General features: G+C 76.6%; 15 protein-coding genes. 6 read left to right on the top strand and 9 right to left on the bottom strand.

Annotated elements, in window-relative coordinates; translation table 11 throughout:
* Positions 1-107: 107 nt before the first annotated feature.
* Genes ACJTNH_RS16715 through ACJTNH_RS16700 form a run of 4 tightly spaced genes read right to left on the bottom strand, consistent with a single transcriptional unit; the run spans position 108 to position 2,991 of the window.
* Positions 108-527 carry a VOC family protein gene (locus ACJTNH_RS16715; protein WP_458177652.1) on the bottom strand — a complete coding sequence of 140 codons (420 nt, stop codon included), beginning with the start codon at positions 525-527 and terminating at the stop codon, positions 108-110.
* A gap of 10 nt (positions 528-537) precedes the next feature.
* The gene (locus ACJTNH_RS16710; protein ID WP_458177650.1) at positions 538-972 is read right to left on the bottom strand and encodes a helix-turn-helix domain-containing protein; all 435 of its coding nucleotides are present in this window, start codon (positions 970-972) and stop codon (positions 538-540) included.
* Between the two features lie 28 nt (positions 973-1,000).
* On the bottom strand, positions 1,001-2,080 hold the full coding sequence (locus tag ACJTNH_RS16705; RefSeq protein WP_458177648.1) for an alpha/beta-hydrolase family protein: 1,080 nt from the start codon (positions 2,078-2,080) through the stop codon (positions 1,001-1,003).
* Positions 2,077-2,991 (bottom strand): alpha/beta hydrolase, encoded by a 915-nt coding sequence (locus tag ACJTNH_RS16700; RefSeq protein WP_458177646.1) that lies wholly within the window; start codon positions 2,989-2,991, stop codon positions 2,077-2,079. The genes ACJTNH_RS16705 and ACJTNH_RS16700 overlap by 4 nt, the downstream gene beginning before the upstream one ends.
* Positions 2,992-3,182: 191 nt before the next feature.
* Between ACJTNH_RS16700 and ACJTNH_RS16695 the strand changes: the two genes are divergently transcribed.
* From ACJTNH_RS16695 to ACJTNH_RS16670, 6 genes are all read left to right on the top strand, one after another.
* Entirely contained in the window at positions 3,183-4,487 is a 1,305-nt protein-coding gene (locus ACJTNH_RS16695; protein ID WP_458177643.1) for a sensor histidine kinase, read from the top strand.
* On the top strand, positions 4,480-5,178 hold the full coding sequence (locus ACJTNH_RS16690; protein WP_458177641.1) for a response regulator: 699 nt from the start codon (positions 4,480-4,482) through the stop codon (positions 5,176-5,178). Before ACJTNH_RS16695 ends, ACJTNH_RS16690 begins: the two co-directional genes overlap by 8 nt.
* A 306-nt stretch (positions 5,179-5,484) precedes the next feature.
* A complete protein-coding gene (locus tag ACJTNH_RS16685) occupies positions 5,485-8,007 on the top strand; it encodes an ATP-binding protein (RefSeq protein ID WP_458177639.1) in 2,523 nt (840 codons plus the stop codon).
* Positions 8,004-8,753, top strand: a complete 750-nt coding sequence (locus tag ACJTNH_RS16680) for a response regulator (protein ID WP_458177637.1) — start codon at positions 8,004-8,006, stop codon at positions 8,751-8,753. Before ACJTNH_RS16685 ends, ACJTNH_RS16680 begins: the two co-directional genes overlap by 4 nt.
* 33 nt (positions 8,754-8,786) lie before the next feature.
* On the top strand, positions 8,787-9,059 hold the full coding sequence (locus tag ACJTNH_RS16675; protein ID WP_458177635.1) for a helix-turn-helix transcriptional regulator: 273 nt from the start codon (positions 8,787-8,789) through the stop codon (positions 9,057-9,059).
* Positions 9,056-9,538 carry a hypothetical protein gene (locus ACJTNH_RS16670; RefSeq protein ID WP_458177633.1) on the top strand — a complete coding sequence of 161 codons (483 nt, stop codon included), beginning with the start codon at positions 9,056-9,058 and terminating at the stop codon, positions 9,536-9,538. The genes ACJTNH_RS16675 and ACJTNH_RS16670 overlap by 4 nt, the downstream gene beginning before the upstream one ends.
* Positions 9,539-9,602: 64 nt before the next feature.
* On the opposite strand, the gene ACJTNH_RS16665 is transcribed toward ACJTNH_RS16670, so the two are convergent.
* The 5 genes from ACJTNH_RS16665 to ACJTNH_RS16645 all read right to left on the bottom strand — a co-directional run bounded on the left by ACJTNH_RS16665 (position 9,603) and on the right by ACJTNH_RS16645 (position 15,080).
* On the bottom strand, positions 9,603-10,328 hold the full coding sequence (locus tag ACJTNH_RS16665) for a M23 family metallopeptidase (protein WP_458177631.1): 726 nt from the start codon (positions 10,326-10,328) through the stop codon (positions 9,603-9,605).
* 492 nt (positions 10,329-10,820) lie between these two features.
* Complete coding sequence (locus tag ACJTNH_RS16660) at positions 10,821-11,861, bottom strand: hypothetical protein (RefSeq protein ID WP_458177629.1); 1,041 nt, start codon at positions 11,859-11,861, stop codon at positions 10,821-10,823.
* A gap of 41 nt (positions 11,862-11,902) precedes the next feature.
* A complete protein-coding gene (locus ACJTNH_RS16655; protein WP_458177627.1) occupies positions 11,903-12,568 on the bottom strand; it encodes an SCO family protein in 666 nt (221 codons plus the stop codon).
* Complete coding sequence (locus ACJTNH_RS16650) at positions 12,565-13,314, bottom strand: YcnI family copper-binding membrane protein (RefSeq protein WP_458177625.1); 750 nt, start codon at positions 13,312-13,314, stop codon at positions 12,565-12,567. The genes ACJTNH_RS16655 and ACJTNH_RS16650 overlap by 4 nt, the downstream gene beginning before the upstream one ends.
* A 32-nt stretch (positions 13,315-13,346) precedes the next feature.
* Positions 13,347-15,080: a copper resistance CopC/CopD family protein gene (locus tag ACJTNH_RS16645; RefSeq protein WP_458177623.1), complete on the bottom strand. Its 1,734-nt coding sequence runs from the start codon at positions 15,078-15,080 to the stop codon at positions 13,347-13,349.
* Positions 15,081-15,091 lie beyond the last annotated feature (11 nt).

Here is a 15,091-nt window from a genome sequence, read left to right as displayed (position 1 = left end):
CCCCCCGCCCCCCCCCCCCCCCCCCCCCCCCCCCCCCCCCCCCCCCCCCCCCCCCCCCCCCCCCCCCCCCCCCCCCCCCCCCCCCCCCCCCCCCCCCCCCCAGGGGGTCAGGACGGCGGCGGGGTCATCTGGGCGATGCGCACCGAGTTGCCGAAGGGGTCGCGGAAGCCGAAGTCGATGCCGTAGAGCTGCACGACCGGCTCCTCCGGCAGGTCCACGCCCTTCTCCTTCAGCGCGGCGTGGGCCTTGTGCGCGTCGTCGGTGGTGAAGAACAGGTGCCCGCCGCCGGCGCCCTTGGTGACCAGGTCGCGCACCTGGCCGGCGATCTCCGGGCTCACCGACGGCGGCGCGGGCAGCTCCAGCAGCACGGCGTGGCCCGGGTCGCTGGGCAGCGCCACGGTCAGGAAGCGCATCGGCCCGAACTGCTGGTCGGTCTGCACCTCGAAGCCGAGCGTGCCGACGTAGAAGTCCAGCGCCTGGTCCTGGTCGAGGACGTAGAGGGAGGTGATCGAGATCGAGGTCAACATGGGCAGGACGCTAGGGGCGGACGACGGCCCCGGGCTTCTCCGAAACTGCGCTCTCCCCGCTGGGTCGCAGCCACCGCATGCCGAAGCAGGACGGCACCGCGGCCAGCGGACCACGCCGCCGGTACACGCTGGGTGGCTCGCCGACGATCCCGGCGAACACCCGGCTGAACGTGCCCAGGCTGGCGAAGCCGACGTCCATGCAGATGTCGGTCACCGACCGGTCGGTGCTGCGCAGCAGGGTCATCGCCCGCTCCACCCGGCGCCGCTGCAGGTAGCGGTGCGGCGTCTCCCCGAACGTGGCCTTGAACGTGCGGATGAAGTGCGCCTCCGACACGTGCGCGAGCCGGGCCAGCGCCGGGACGTCGAGCGGTTCGGCGTAGCTGCGGTCCATCGCGTCCCGCGCCCGCAACATCCGCAGGTTCGAGTCCTCCGACGCCCGGCTCACGCCGGTGATCGTGGCAGTCGCCGCCCGGTCACCGCAGCACCCGCGCCCACGCCAGGTCCAGGCTCGCCCCGTACTGGTGCCCGTGGCCCGGCGGCTGGTCCAGGCTCACCGCCAGCTGCGCGGTGACCTGCCAGAACGTGACCACCGGCAGCCAGGGCAGCCCGTCGGGCGGGTTCAGCAGCAGGCGCGGGGACCACCAGCTCACCGGGTCGTCGGCGTTGCGCACCGCGCGGCACGGGCCGGCCGGGCCCGGGTCCAGGGCGGCACCGGGCCGCCCGGCGGCGAGGCAGCCGTCGACGTCGACCACCGCGGCGGCGTGCTCCACCGCGGCCGCGCCGAGGCTCTCGCCGAACAGCACCAGCCGCGGCCGCTGCTCGGCCGGCACCGCGTCCAGCACGGCGCGCAGCCCGCGCACCAGGGCGGTGGTCACCCGGGTCGGGCGGTCACCGCCCAGCAGGTGCTCCAGTGCGCTGGCCCGCTCCGCGTACTGGACGACGACGCTCACCAGGTCGCCACCCGCGGCGTCCTCGGCGGCGGCGACGGCCGCCCGGTCGACCCAGCCCGAACCGGTGGGTGCGACCACGAGGACGACGGCGCGCTGCAGCCCGCCCAGCCGCACCCACTCCTGCACGGCCAGCTGCACCCGCTCGGCCTCGGTCGCCGCGTGGCCGAGGCCGACATAGGCGCGGGCCGGCCCCCGCCCGGCGTCGACGAACAGCCGGCCGTCGGGCCCCAGCCCGGCGCGGTCGACCAGCGACCCCGGCTCGCCGGACGCGGTCACCGCCGCGGGAGCGACGGCCAGGGCGGCGGCGACATCGACGCCGGGGCCCGGCGCGGCCGGCAGGGTCGCCGCTCCCCCGGCGTCGGCGGCCAGCAGCGCGACCAGCGCGGCGGCCGCGAGCACCGGGCGCGGCGGCCGGCCGCGGAGCACCGCCGACACCGCCGCGACGGTGCCCAGCAGTCCGCGCAGCAGGCACCAGACCGTGCCCGTGGTGAGCGCGCCGGCGACCACCCGCAGCCACAGCGGCGCGGGCAGCGACCACCCGGCGGCGGTGGCGCTCAGCCCCGCCGACACCGCCAGGGCGGTCACCGCCGACCGCCGGCTCACCGGTCCACCCCGGCATCCCGCACCACGTCGGCACCGCGCACCACGTCGGCACCGCGTTCGGCGCCGGCAGCGCGCTCGGCGCCGGCGCCGCGGACCACGTCGGCCAGGGCGGTGAGGAACTCCGTGCCCGGCCGGAAGTAGTCGGCGTGGTCGCGGGTGTCCCCGGCCGGCAGCAGCCGCGCCCCGAACGCCGGGTCGGTGGGGTCGGGCCCGTGCCCCAGGTCGCCCACCGCGACCCCCGGCACCCGCCGGATCCAGTCGTCCGCGGCGCGGGCGGCCCAGACGCGGGCCGGGCTGTCCAGCGCGTCGACGTCCGCGGCGCGGGCGCCCGGGCTGGCCACCAGCACCACGTCGTCCACCTGCAGCTGGGGTGCGGCCAGCGCCACGACGACCGCGCCGTAGCTGTGCCCGACCACGGTCGTCGTCGGGGGCACGCCGGGCCGGGCGCGCAGGGCGTCCACCTGCTGCACCAGCGCCGGTGCGGCGGCCCGCGCCAGCCGTCCGGTGGCGGCGTCCAGGCCGAGGCCCTGCGGCGTCGGGTAGCCGACCCACAGCACGACGGCGGTGTCGGGCCCGCTCGCCGCGGCGAGCGCCCGGGCCCAGCCCAGCGGCCGGCGAGCGGGGTCGAGCGGGTCGTCCAGCGTGGCCAGGTCGATGTCGCTGCCCGGCACCAGCACGACCACGTGGGCGGCGGTCGCCGGGTCGCCGAGCGCCAGCACCGCCCGGCCGCGGCCCGTGGGGTCGCAGCCCAGCACGCCGACGTCGGCCACCCGGGCGGCCAGCTCGGCGGCGCAGGCGGACACCAGCGGCACCGGCCGGACCGGGTCGACCGGCTGCGGGCCGGCGGCCAGCCAGACCGACTGCACCAGCGCCGTGGTGGCGAGGAGGGCGAGGGACCAACGCTTCGTCACGGGCCGGAACGCTCCCGGCGAGCAGGGGGGGTGCGTCGTCACACCGCGGGGCCGAAGACCACGCCCCACCCCGGTCGCACCGCGGGCCGTCCCGCGGCCCCGGGAGGCACCCACCCCCTACCGGGGTAGGGGTCGATCGCCCGCCCGCAGGGTGACGCGCCGGGGCCCCCGACCTGGCTACGGTCGCTGTCGTGACCAGACCCGCCGTCGAGCCGAGCCTCCGGGACCAGCTGACCGCCGCCGCCCGCGAGCTGGGCCCGGCACTCCGCGAGGCCCTCGGCGCGATCGTGCGGCCCGGCCCTGCCGACGCCCCGCGCCCGGCCGTGCCGGGCTGGCCCCGGCTCACCCGGGCGCTGCCGTGGCTGGCGGCCGTCTACGGCACGGTGGTGACGCTGGGCGCGACGTCCGTCGTGCCCGGCAACGACTGGCGGGCGCTCTTCCTGATGGTGCTGCCAGCGGTGGTCGGGCTGGTGCTCACCGTGCTCCGGCCGCACGACGGCTGGCGCGTGACCACCGGGTGGCTGGTCGTGCTCGCGTTCATCGTCCAGTCCCCGGGCGACGCCGGCCTCCCGCCGTGGCACTGGCTGCTGTGGATCCCGGTGCTGCTGGTGGCCGCCTGGTCGGCAGAGGGCAGCACCGCGGCCGGCACCTGGCTGGGCTCGCTGCTGGCCGTGCTCGTCGTCGCGGGGCTGACCTCGTGGCGGCTGGACGGCGGCTGGCTGCTGCCCACGCTGATCCTGACCATGGCGCCCCTGGCGCTGGGGGCCGCGCTCGGCGCCCGCCGGCGGGCCCGGGTGGCCGTGGTCGTGGAGCAGAGCCGGGCCGAGCACGCCGACGCCGAACGGATCGCGCTGGCCGAGCGGGCCCGCATCGCCCGGGAGATGCACGACGTGGTGGCCCACCACATGTCGCTGATCGCGGTGCGCGCGGAGACCGCGCCCTACCGGGTGGGCGACCTCTCCGAGGCCGCCGCCGCCGAGCTCAGCGAGGTCGCCGGTGCCGCCCGCGCGGCGCTGCGGGAGATGCAGTCGCTGCTGGGCGTGCTGCGCTCCGACGACGCGGCCGAGCAGGCCCCGCAGCCCGGGATCGGGGACGTCGTGGCGCTGTTGCAGCAGGCCCGCGACGCCGGCACCCAGGTCGAGTGGCGGGTCGACGTGGGGAACGTGCCGGCCGCCGTGGGGCTGACCGTGCACCGGGTCATCGGGCAGGCGATGGCCAACGCCGCCCAGCACGCCGCCGGGGCACCGGTGCGGGTCGACGTCGTCGAGGGCAGCGGCGTCGTCTGGCTGGACGTGGTCAACGGCCCGGGCGAGAGCCGCGGCACCGGCACCGGCACCGGCGTGCCGGGGATGCGCGAGCGGGTGGCCGTGCACGGCGGCGTGCTCTCCGCCGGCCCCACGGACGACGGTGGCTACGCGGTGCGCGCCGCCGTCCCGGCCGGTGCGCCGGCGGATGCACCGGTCGACCCGGCCGCCGGTGGGGCGCGGGGTGTCTGAGCCCACCGTCCGGGTGCTCGTCGTCGACGACCAGGCGATGGTGCGCGAGGGGTTCGCGGCGCTGCTGGCGGCCCAGCCGGACGTCGAGGTGGTGGGCACCGCGGCCGACGGGCAGGCCGCCGTCGAGGTCACCGCCGAGCTGACCGCCGCCGGTCGCCGTCCGGACGTCGTGCTGATGGACGTGCGGATGCCGCGGCGCAACGGCATCGAGGCGACCACCGACCTGCTCGGCGACGAGCGGTTCGCCGGGCTGCGGGTGCTGGTGCTCACCACCTTCGACCTCGACGACCACGTCTACGCCGCACTCCGGGCCGGGGCCAGCGGCTTCCTGCTCAAGCACGCCCCCGCCGCCGACCTGCTGCACGCGCTGCGGGTGGTCGCCCGCGGCGAGGCGCTGCTGGACCCGGAGATCACCCAGCGGCTGATCGACCACTTCGTCGCCGCCCGGCCCGCGGCGCTCACTGACGTCGCCCGCCCCGCCCGGCTGGCGGCGCTGACCCCGCGGGAGACCGAGGTGCTCGCCCTGGTCGCCCGCGGCTTCTCCAACGCCGAGATCGCCACCCAGGTGTACGTCGCCGAGCAGACCGTGAAGACCCACGTCAGCCGGGTGTTCACCAAGCTCGGGCTGCGCGACCGCGCCCAGGCCGTGGTGCTGGCCTACGAGACCGGACTGGTCACCCCCGGCGGCTGAGCGCAGCGAACGCGTCAAGGACCGGCACGGCACCGTCAGGACGGCGTCAGGACCCTCGTACCGGTGGCCGCGCGGGCGTCGGATGAGGGCGTGACCGAACTGATCGTCGTCCTCTGGGGAGTCCTGGCCATCGGCGTGAACACCGCCGTGGGCCGCTGGTGCCGCGCGCACCCGGGCCGGGGAGACACGCGGTGACCGCGGACGCGCGGTGGACGGGGCCCGGGGTCACCCGCCGGGGGGTGTCTTGACGCGATCCTGACGCGCGGCGGGCCCGAACCGTCCGCGACCGGGGTGATCATGGAGGACATGGCCCGCGGGACGCTGCGCATCTACCTGGGCGCCGCCCCCGGCGTCGGGAAGACCTTCGCCGTGCTCGGCGAGGCCCACCGGCGCCGCGAGCGGGGCTGCGACGTCGTCGTCGGTCTGGTCGAGACCCACGGCCGGCCGCGCACCATCGCCGCCCTGGAGGGGCTGGAGGTGCTGCCCCGCGCCCGGGTCACCCACCGTGGCGTCCCCCTCGACGAGCTCGACGTCGACGCGCTGCTCGCCCGCCGCCCCGAGTGGGTGGTCATCGACGAGCTGGCGCACACCAACGTGCCCGGCAGCCGGCACGAGAAGCGCTGGCAGGACGTCGAGCAGGTGCTCGACGCCGGCATCAGCGTGCTGACCACGGTGAACGTGCAGCACCTGGAGAGCCTCAACGACGTCGTCGAGCAGATCACCGGCGTCCCGCAGCAGGAGACCGTGCCCGACGCGGTCGTGCGCCGGGCCGACCAGATCGAGCTGGTCGACATGAGCCCGGAGGCGCTGCGCCGCCGGCTGGCGCACGGCAACGTCTACGCCACCGAGCGGGTCGACGCGGCGATGGGCAACTGGTTCCGGATCGGCAACCTGACCGCGCTGCGGGAGCTGGCGCTGCTGTGGCTGGCCGACCGGGTCGACGAGGGGCTGCGCAGGTACAAGGCCGAGCACGCCATCGACCACGTCTGGGAGGCCCGCGAGCGGGTGGTGGTCGCCCTCACCGGCGGCCCCGAGGGCGAGACGCTGGTCCGCCGCGCGTCCCGGGTGGCCCGGCGCAGCGGCAACGGCGTGCTGCTCGCGGTGCACGTGCTCTCCGGCGACGGGCTGGCCGGCGCCTCCTCCGGTGCGCTGCGCGCCCAGCGGGCGCTGGTGGAGAGCCTGGGCGGCAGCTACCACCAGGTCGTCGGGGACGACGTCGCCGAGGCGCTGCTGGAGTTCGCCCGCGGCGCCGACGCCACCCAGCTGGTCATCGGCACCAGCCGGCGCACCCGGTGGGCGCGGGCGCTGCGCGGCGGGATCGGCGGGCGGGTGATCGCCGGGTCCGGCGAGATCGACGTGCACATCGTCACCCACTCCGCCGCCGGCTCCCAGGGCTGGCGGCTGCCCCGCAGCCAGGGGGCGCTCACCGCGCGGCGCCGCGGGCTCGGGTGGCTGGTCGCCGCGATCGGCGTCCCGGTGCTCGCGCTCACCTGCATCGCCGCCCAGGCGGCACTGTCGCTGGCCAGCGTGCTGCTGGTCTTCGTCCTGCTGGTCACCGCGGTCGCCATCGTCGGCGGGCTGTGGCCGGCGCTGGCCGCCTCGCTCGCCGGCGGGCTGGTCGCCAACTGGTTCTTCACCGACCCCACCGGCCGGCTGACGGTCAGCCAGGTCGACGACGTCGTCTCGCTCTTCGGTGGGGTGGTCGTCGCCGTGGCGGTGGCCGCCGTCGTCGACCGGTCCGCGCGCCGGGCCACCGCCGCGGCCCGCTCCCGCGCGGAGACCGCGATGCTCGCCTCGCTGTCGCGCTCGGTGCTCGCCGGCGACCGCGGCCTGCCCAGCCTGCTGGAGCAGATCCGCGAGGCGTTCGGCCTGCGCTCGGTCACCATGGTGGAGAGCACCGAGGGCCGTGAGCACACCGTGGGCACCTGCGGCGAGCACGGCGCCGACGAGCAGGTCGACGACGTCGCGGTCACCGACACCCTCACGCTGCGGCTCTGCGGTCGGGCGCTCCCCGCCGGTGACCGCACGGTGCTGGTCTCCTTCGCCGAGCAGGCCGCCGTCGCCCTGCAGCAGGGCCGGCTCGCCGCCCAGGCCGCGGAGGCCGCCCGGCTGGCCGCCGGCAACAGCATGCGCAACGCCCTGCTGGCCGCGGTCAGCCACGACCTGCGCACCCCGCTGGCCGGGATCAAGGCCGCCGCCTCCGCGCTGCGCACCGAGGAGCTCGCGCTCAGCGACGAGGACCGCGCCGAGCTGGTCGCCACCGTCGACGAGTCCGCCGACCGGCTCACCGGCCTGGTCGACAACCTGCTGGACATGAGCCGGCTGCAGGCCGGCGTGGTCACCCCCGCTGCCGTCCCGGTCGACGTCGCCGCGGTGGTGGGCCGCGCGCTCACCTGGCTGGAGCCCACCGAACGGCGTCGGGTGACCCGGCCCGACTCCCCCGACCTGGCCCCGGCGCTGGCCGACCCCGGGCTGCTGGAGCGGGTGGTGGCCAACCTGCTGCTCAACGCCGCGGGCCACGCGTCCGGCGCCCTGCACGTCGACGCCGCCCGCGTCGAGGGCCGGGTCGAGCTGCGGGTGGTCGACCGCGGCCCGGGCGTGCCCGCGCGCGACCGGGCGCGGATGTTCGCCCCCTTCCAGCGGCTGGGCGACTCCCCCGCCGGGCAGGGCGTCGGCCTGGGCCTGGCCGTCGCGCGCGGGCTGACCGAGGCGATGGACGGCACGCTCACCGCCGAGGAGACCCCGGGCGGCGGGCTCACCATGGTCGTCTCGCTGCCGGCCGCCCCGGTCGCCACGAGCAGGCCCCGACTGACGGCGGCCGAGGCGTGAGCCGGGTGCTGGTCGTCGACGACGACCCGCAGCTGCGCCGCGCGCTGCGGATCACCCTGCGCGCCGCCGGCTTCGACGTCGTCACCGCCGAGGACGGGCGCACCGCGCTCGCCGAGGCCGCGTCCGCGCACCCGGACGTCGTCCTCCTGGACCTGGGGCTGCCCGACCTCGACGGCACCGAGGTGCTCGCCGGGCTGCGCCCCTGGTTCACCGGGCCGGTGGTGGTGCTGTCGGCCCGCGGCGACAGCTCCGACAAGGTGGGCGCGCTCGACGCCGGCGCCGACGACTACGTGACCAAGCCCTTCGACATGGCCGAACTGCTCGCCCGGCTGCGGGTCGCGCTGCGCCGGGGCACCGCCGAGCCGGGGCAGGCGCGGGTGGTCACCGACCACTTCACCGTCGACCTGGCCGCCAAGCAGGTGACCGTGGACGGCGTCCCGGTGCGGCTGACCCCCACCGAGTGGGCGCTGCTGTCGGAGCTGGTGCGCAGCCCCGGCCGGCTGGTCGGCCAGCGGGAGCTGCTGCAGGCGGTGTGGGGCCCGGCCTACGAGCGGGAGACGAACTACCTGCGGGTCTACCTGGCCCAGCTGCGTCGCAAGCTCGAGCCCGACCCCGCGCACCCCCGGTACCTGCACACCGAGCCCGGCATGGGCTACCGCTTCCTGAAGGACCCTCCTGCCCCCCACCCCTCGCAGGCTCGGGGCGGGCCCCTGCAGGAGGGCCACGAACCACCGGCCGCGGGGTAGCGCACAACGGATCGCGCGTAGTAAATTTGCTACATGCCACCGCGCAAACGCTCTGATGAGCCAGAGCTCTACAACAGGCTCGCCCTGCTGCGCACCGAACGCGGCATGTCCCGCCAGGAGCTGGCCGCCGCCGTCGGCGTGCACTACCAGACGATCGGCTACCTCGAACGCGGCGAGTACAGCCCCAGCGCGACCCTCGCGCTGCGGCTGGCCGCGGTCTTCGGCCTCCCGATGGAGGCGGTCTTCTCGCTCACCCCGTTCCGCACCCTGTCCGAGCAGGTCTACGGCACCCAGGAGTCCCGATGAGCACCCCCACCCGCACCCAGCGTCGCATCGAGCGCCTCGACGACCCGCGCTTCGAGCGCTTCCGCACCCCGCACGCCCGACGGCTGCTGGTCATCGCCCTCGGTGGCCTGCTGGTCGTCGAGGCAGCACTGTTCCTGCTGATCGAAGCGGCCCCGATCCCGGCGGTCGGCGCCCTGGCCGTCGTCCTCGTGGCGTTCGTCTTCTGCCTCGGCACGCTCAAGGCGGGCACCCGCGGCATCGAGGAGCTGCCCGCCGACGCCCTCGACGAGCGCCAGTGGCAGCTGCGCGGTGAGGCCTATGCCGCCGCCTACCGGATCGGGTTCGGCCTGCTGGTCCTCGAGCTCGCCGCCGTCGTCGTCTGGCTCGTCGCCGAGTGGAGCGCACCGGGCACCGGCGTCCTCACCGCCGCCGTGCTGCTGCCCTTCCACGTCGGCCTGGTGCTGCCGACCATGGTCGCCGCCTGGTCACCGCAGGCCTGAGGCCGGCCGCTCGCGCCGTCGCGTCCGGGGATGACCCCGGACGTGGCGGCGCGGACCGCTGGGGTCAGAGCTCGACGCCGCGGGCGCGCAGCCAGCCCACCGGGTCGACGCGCTTGCCGTCCATGCCGCCGGAGTGCACCTCGAAGTGCAGGTGCGGGCCGGTCGACTGGCCGCGGCTGCCGAGCAGCGCGATCTGGTCACCGGCGCTGACCACGTCACCGGCCTCGACCTGGATCTTCTCCATGTGCCCGTAGACGGTCACGTCGCCGCTGACGCCCAGGATGTACACCGCCAGGCCGTAGCCGCTGGCCGCACCGGCGCGCAGCACCACGCCGTCCTCGACCGCGTACTCGGGAGTGAGCATCGGAGCGGCGAGGTCGATGCCCCAGTGCATGGTGCCCCAGCGCTGGCAGAAGCAGCTGGTCAGCCGGGCTCCCTTGACGGGCGCGACCACCTTGGGCCGGGCGGCCTCCGCCGCTGCCTCCGCCGCCTCGGCGGCAGCCGCCTGCTCCTGGGCGACCCGCTCGGCCCGGGCGGCGCGCGAGGCCGCGACCTCGGCCAGCCGGGCGCGCGCCTCGACCTCGGTGATCGCCAGCTGCGGGCTCAGCTCGGTCTCCATCAGGCCCTCGGCGTCCGAGCCGAGCAGCTCGGCGGCCACGACCGACTCGCGGGCGTCGGCGGTCGGCAGGGTCTGCGACCCGATCAGCGCGACCGCGGCGCCCACCACCAGCGCCGCGAGCAGCGCCGCGGGACGACGGCGGGCGACGGCACGTGGGGCGGGCGGCAGCACGATCGGCCACGACCCGGACGACGGCGAGCCGGACGGCTGCGGACCGGAGGCCTGCGGACCCGCGGACTGCGCACCCGAGGTCAGCGGCCCCGCGGACGACGAACCCGGAGACGACCAGCCCGAGGGCAGCGAGCGGGGCGAGGTCAGCGAGCGGGGCGAGGTCAGCGAGCGGGGCGAGGTCAGCGAGCGGGGCGAGGGCGACCCGGTGGACCGGGAGCTCGAGGACGGTGCGACCGCACGTCCGCGGGTGCGGACGGTGGTGCCGGCGTGCCTCGAGCCCATCTGCCTGCCTCTCGTCACCTCCGGCGTCCCCCACGGCCCGGATCGGTTCGGCAGCCATCGAAACACCAAGTGACAGGCTTGTAATTCGTTGCTCGGCGTGTTCGCCGGGACACGCCGTGAAGTCGTTCGGCAGACGGTCAGAAACGGGTGGGATCGGGCTCGAACGGGAGTCCGTTCGGGTCCGGGTCGACTTCTCGACTCGTCGACAGGTCAGTGTGCGGCGGGCGCGACGGACACCGGCGCCCCGGCCCGGGCGTCGTCCCGGAACCGCCGGGCGGCACCGGCCCCACCGATCACCAGACCGAGGCCGACGGCCACCAGCACCGCCACCGCCGCGCGGGCCAGCAGCTGCGGCCCGGTGGCCAGGGCGTGCGCGGTCCAGAGGACGTCGACGTCGGGCAGGCCCTGCACCAGCAGCAGCCAGCCGACCACCACGGCCATCAGCCCGGCGAGCACACCACGCTCCCGCAGGGCGGCTCGCACCCCGATGACCGCGGCCAGCAGCACGAACAGCGCCGGCAGCAGCGCCGAGCCGATCGCCCCGGCGTGCGAGGAGACGGTCGCGGGCGGCACCGGCGTGGTCAGCGCGTGGTACAGCGAGGCGACCGCCGCCAGGGCCAGCACCCCGCCCAGCGGCCGGGCGGTGCGGGCCAGCCACCCGGCGGCCACGGTGCCGGCCAGCAGCAGGGCGTAGACCGGCCAGATCAGCCACCCCGGTGGCGGCGGGCTCCAGGTGAGCACCCCGCGCACGCTCACCTCGGTGCCGCCGAGGGCCATCGGCACCGTCCACTCGGCGACCGTGTGCGACCGGTCCGGTGCGGCGGCCACCAGCGGCGGCAGCTGCCCCTCGGTCATCCAGTGCGTGCGGTGGTCGTGCCAGGCGTACGCCGGCTCGGTCGACACCTGCTCCCAGCGCGGAGCCGCCACGATGTCGACGTCGTCGGGGATCGCGGTGCGGCCGTACCGGTCGAGGTTCAGGTACGTCGCCGGGCTCAGCGCGTTGCGCCAGACGCCGTCCGGGCCGATCCGCAGGTAGGGCTCACCGGAGTAGCCCGGCACGGTCAGCTCGGTGCCGGTGTCGTTGACCACCTCGAGCTCGTCACCGAACTGCAGCACCCGCACCGTCACCCCCGGCAGGTCCGGGGAGACGGAGCCGAGCGCGGCCGCGAAGTCGCTGCCCGCCGCGCCACCCCCCACGTGCGCCGACGCGGGCCCGGCGACGGCCAGGGTGGCGAGCAGGCCGAGCAGCACGACCGCTGCCCGGCCGGCCGCCGTCCGGAGCCGGGCGCCGGTCACTCCGCGGCGACGAGGGCCAGGTCGTGGGCGATGTCCTTGGCGGTGTTCCCCGCGTTGAACGCGACGTCGGCCTCGCCGTCGGTGCCGTAGAGCAGCAGCATCGTCGAGTGCTGCTCGCCGTTCGCCTCGGCCTGCGGGACCCCCGCCGCCAGCTGCGCCTGGTCGATCTGCGCCTGGTCACCGGTCAGCCCGACGAAGGAGGTCGGCAGGTCGGCGTCGAACCGGCCCAGGTACTCCCCCAGCACCTCGCCGGTGTCCCGCGCCGGGTCGGTGGTCACGAACACCACGTTGGTCTGCTCGGCGAGCGCCGGGTCGACGCTGCGCAGCGCCAGCGCCACGTCGGCCATCGTCGTCGGGCAGATGTCCGGGCAGTTCGTGTAGCCGAAGAACAGCAGGGTCGGCCCGTCCGCCGTCCGCGCGGCGAAGTCGAATGGCGCGCCGGTGCTGTCGGTGAGGGTGAACTCCGGCTTCTGGTACGGGTCGGCCAGGTGCAGCCCCTCGTAGCCGCCGTCGTCCTCGGCGAGGGTCGCGGGCGGGTCGCCGGAGTGGTCGTGCCCACCGGCGTCCGCCTCGGCGTCACCACCGCAGCCGGCCAGCAGCAGGCCGGCGGCGAGCAGGAGCGCGGGGACCCCGCGCCGGGCCGTACGGGTCGCAGAGCTCACGAGGACACGGTACGTCGGCGGGCGGCCAGACCGAGGAAGAGACCGCCCAGCCCGGCGAGCAGCCCGAGCACGGCGAGCACCAGCGCGGTGCCGTCGCCGTCCTCGTCCGCACCGTCGGCCGCCGCGGTGTCGGTCGCGCCGTCGGCGGCCGACGAGTGCGTGCCGCCGTGCGCGTCGGTGGCCCCCTCCTCCGCCAGGGTGAGCACCGGCTCGGGGTACGCCGGCTCCGCCTGGCCGTCGACGGTCGGTTCGATCCAGGCCGCCTCCGAGCCGTCGCTGTAGGTCTGGACGGCGTTGAAGGTCAGGCTCTCGGCCTCCGGGAACGGCCCGCCGGACAGCGCGAACTCCTGGAACTGCCCCGGCGCGATGCCGCCGCCGGCCTCGGCGCGGTACTCCACCACCGAGACGACCTGGTCGATGGTCCGCCCGTGCGACTCGACCGGCGGGTCGAGCCGGGCCTGGGTCAGCGACACCGTCCAGCCGGGCACCGGCTGGGCGCGCAGCGAGGTCAGGGGGGTGTCGGTGGGCACCTGGATGCGCAGCGCGACCGTGCTCGCCACGTCGCTCTCGTTGGGCACCCGGAAGGTGAGCTTGCCGTACCCGCCGGCGGCCGCGTCGGCCGAGGAGACCGTGACGTGGGCCGAGGCGACCCCGCCGCCGACGGCGAGCAGGCCGGTCAGCGCGACCGCGCCGGACAGCAGGACGACGGCCGGACGGCGGCCGGAGCGGGACAGGTGCAGGGACAACGGATCTCCTCGATCGGGGTTTCTCAGGGGGTTCAGCGCACCGGGAAGGCGGTGCTGGCGGTGACGGCGGTGAACTCGTCCAGCCGGACCGTGACCGCGAGGGTCCAGCTGCCGGCGGTGGGCAGCACCGGGTCGGCGACGTAGTGGCCGGGGCCGGCGGCGGCCAGCTCGACGTCCAGTGGGCCGATCTCCTGCGCCAGCTCGGTGAGGGTGACCGAGATCTGCTGCGGCTGGGTCAGCCGGCCCTCGGCGTCGTACAGGTAGACGTGCATCGAGGTGGGGCCCGGACGGGCCGGGTCCAGTGACACCTGCACGGTGCCGTTGCCCGCCGTGCCGGCCGAGGACTGCAGCGGCAGGGTGGCCTCGACCGGGACGGCCAGCGCGGCCGCGGCCGGCGGCTGGCTCACCAGCACCGCCGACAGCGCCAGGACGACGACCGCGCCGGCCAGCTCGACGAGCACCGAGCGGCGCAGCACCCCCAGGTGCGCGGGCTGCTCCTCGACCGGGGCGTCCGCGTCGGCGGCGAACGCCTGGGCGACCACCCGCCGGCCGGGGCGGCTGCGGGCGCCGAGCCGCTGCTGCACCCAGTCGCGGCTGACCAGGGCGGCGACGAACACGACGAGCACCACGGCGAGCTTGGCCAGCAGCACCCACCCGTAGGTGGTCTGCACCAGGCCGGCGAACGAGCCCACCTCGCGGACCGACTGCAGCACGCCGGTGACCACCAGTGCGCCGATCAGGCCGGCGGCCAGCTTCGACCAGCGCGGGAGCGCGGCGAGCAGCTCCGCGGCCGGGGTGCCCCCGCGCAGCGCGCCGCCGAAGAGCGCGGCCAGCCCGCCCAGCCAGCCGCTCATCGCCGCGACGTGCACGGCGGCCACGGCGACGGCGAGCACCGGCGTCGCACCGGCGACCGGGTGACCGACGGCCGCGACGGCGACCACCAGGCCGGCACCGAGCACACCGGCGGTGGCCAGCACGGGGACGCCGGGAGCACTCCGGCGCCGCCAGCCGAGCGCGAGGACGACGCCGAGCAGGGCCGCGAGAACCGCGCGCAGCAGCAGGGTGCGCCCGTACGTGCTGCCCAGCGTGGAGCCCAGCAGCTCGGGGTCGAGCACCGAGCCGATCCCGGCGCCAGCCGCGTAGGGCCCCTGCAGCAGCACCGACAGCGCCGCGCCGGCGACGACCGCGGCCGACCCGCCCAGGGTGGCCCGCCGCAGCAGCGGCACCCGCCAGCCGCCCGGCCAGCAGGTGGCCAGCGTCAGCGGCACGCCGAGCCCGAGCGCCAGCCCGAGGTAGCCCAGCCAGCGGGCGGTGGGCAGGGCCGCACCGATCACCGGGTCGACGTCGTCGGTGACGTCCACCGACCCGGCGGCGACCGGTTCGGCGTCCCCGACGACGAAGGAGAAGGCCCCGGAGACCGGGTGGGAGTCGGCGGAGACCACCCGGTAGGTGACCACGTAGCCGGCGTCGGGCAGGTCGTCGCGCAGCGGCACGGTGACCGTCGCGTCGCGCACCTGCGCGGCGCCGGTGTCGACCCGCTCGCCCGAACCGTCCAGCACCCGGGCGTAGCCGGCGCCCAGGGACACCGACTCGTCGAACGAGATGGTGACCTCGGCGGGCACCTCGTCCAGCCGGGCGCCGTCCGCCGGCGTGGTCGTCGTGACCGTCGCGTGCGCCGACGCCGGGCGGGCGGTGAGCACGTCGACCACCAGGCCTGCCGCGAGCAGCGAGAACAGCAGCAGGACGGCGGGCAGGAACCGCCTCACCCGGTCACCGG

The organism is Modestobacter lacusdianchii, assembly GCF_054177765.1.
This window is presented reverse-complemented; position numbering and strand designations above follow the sequence as displayed.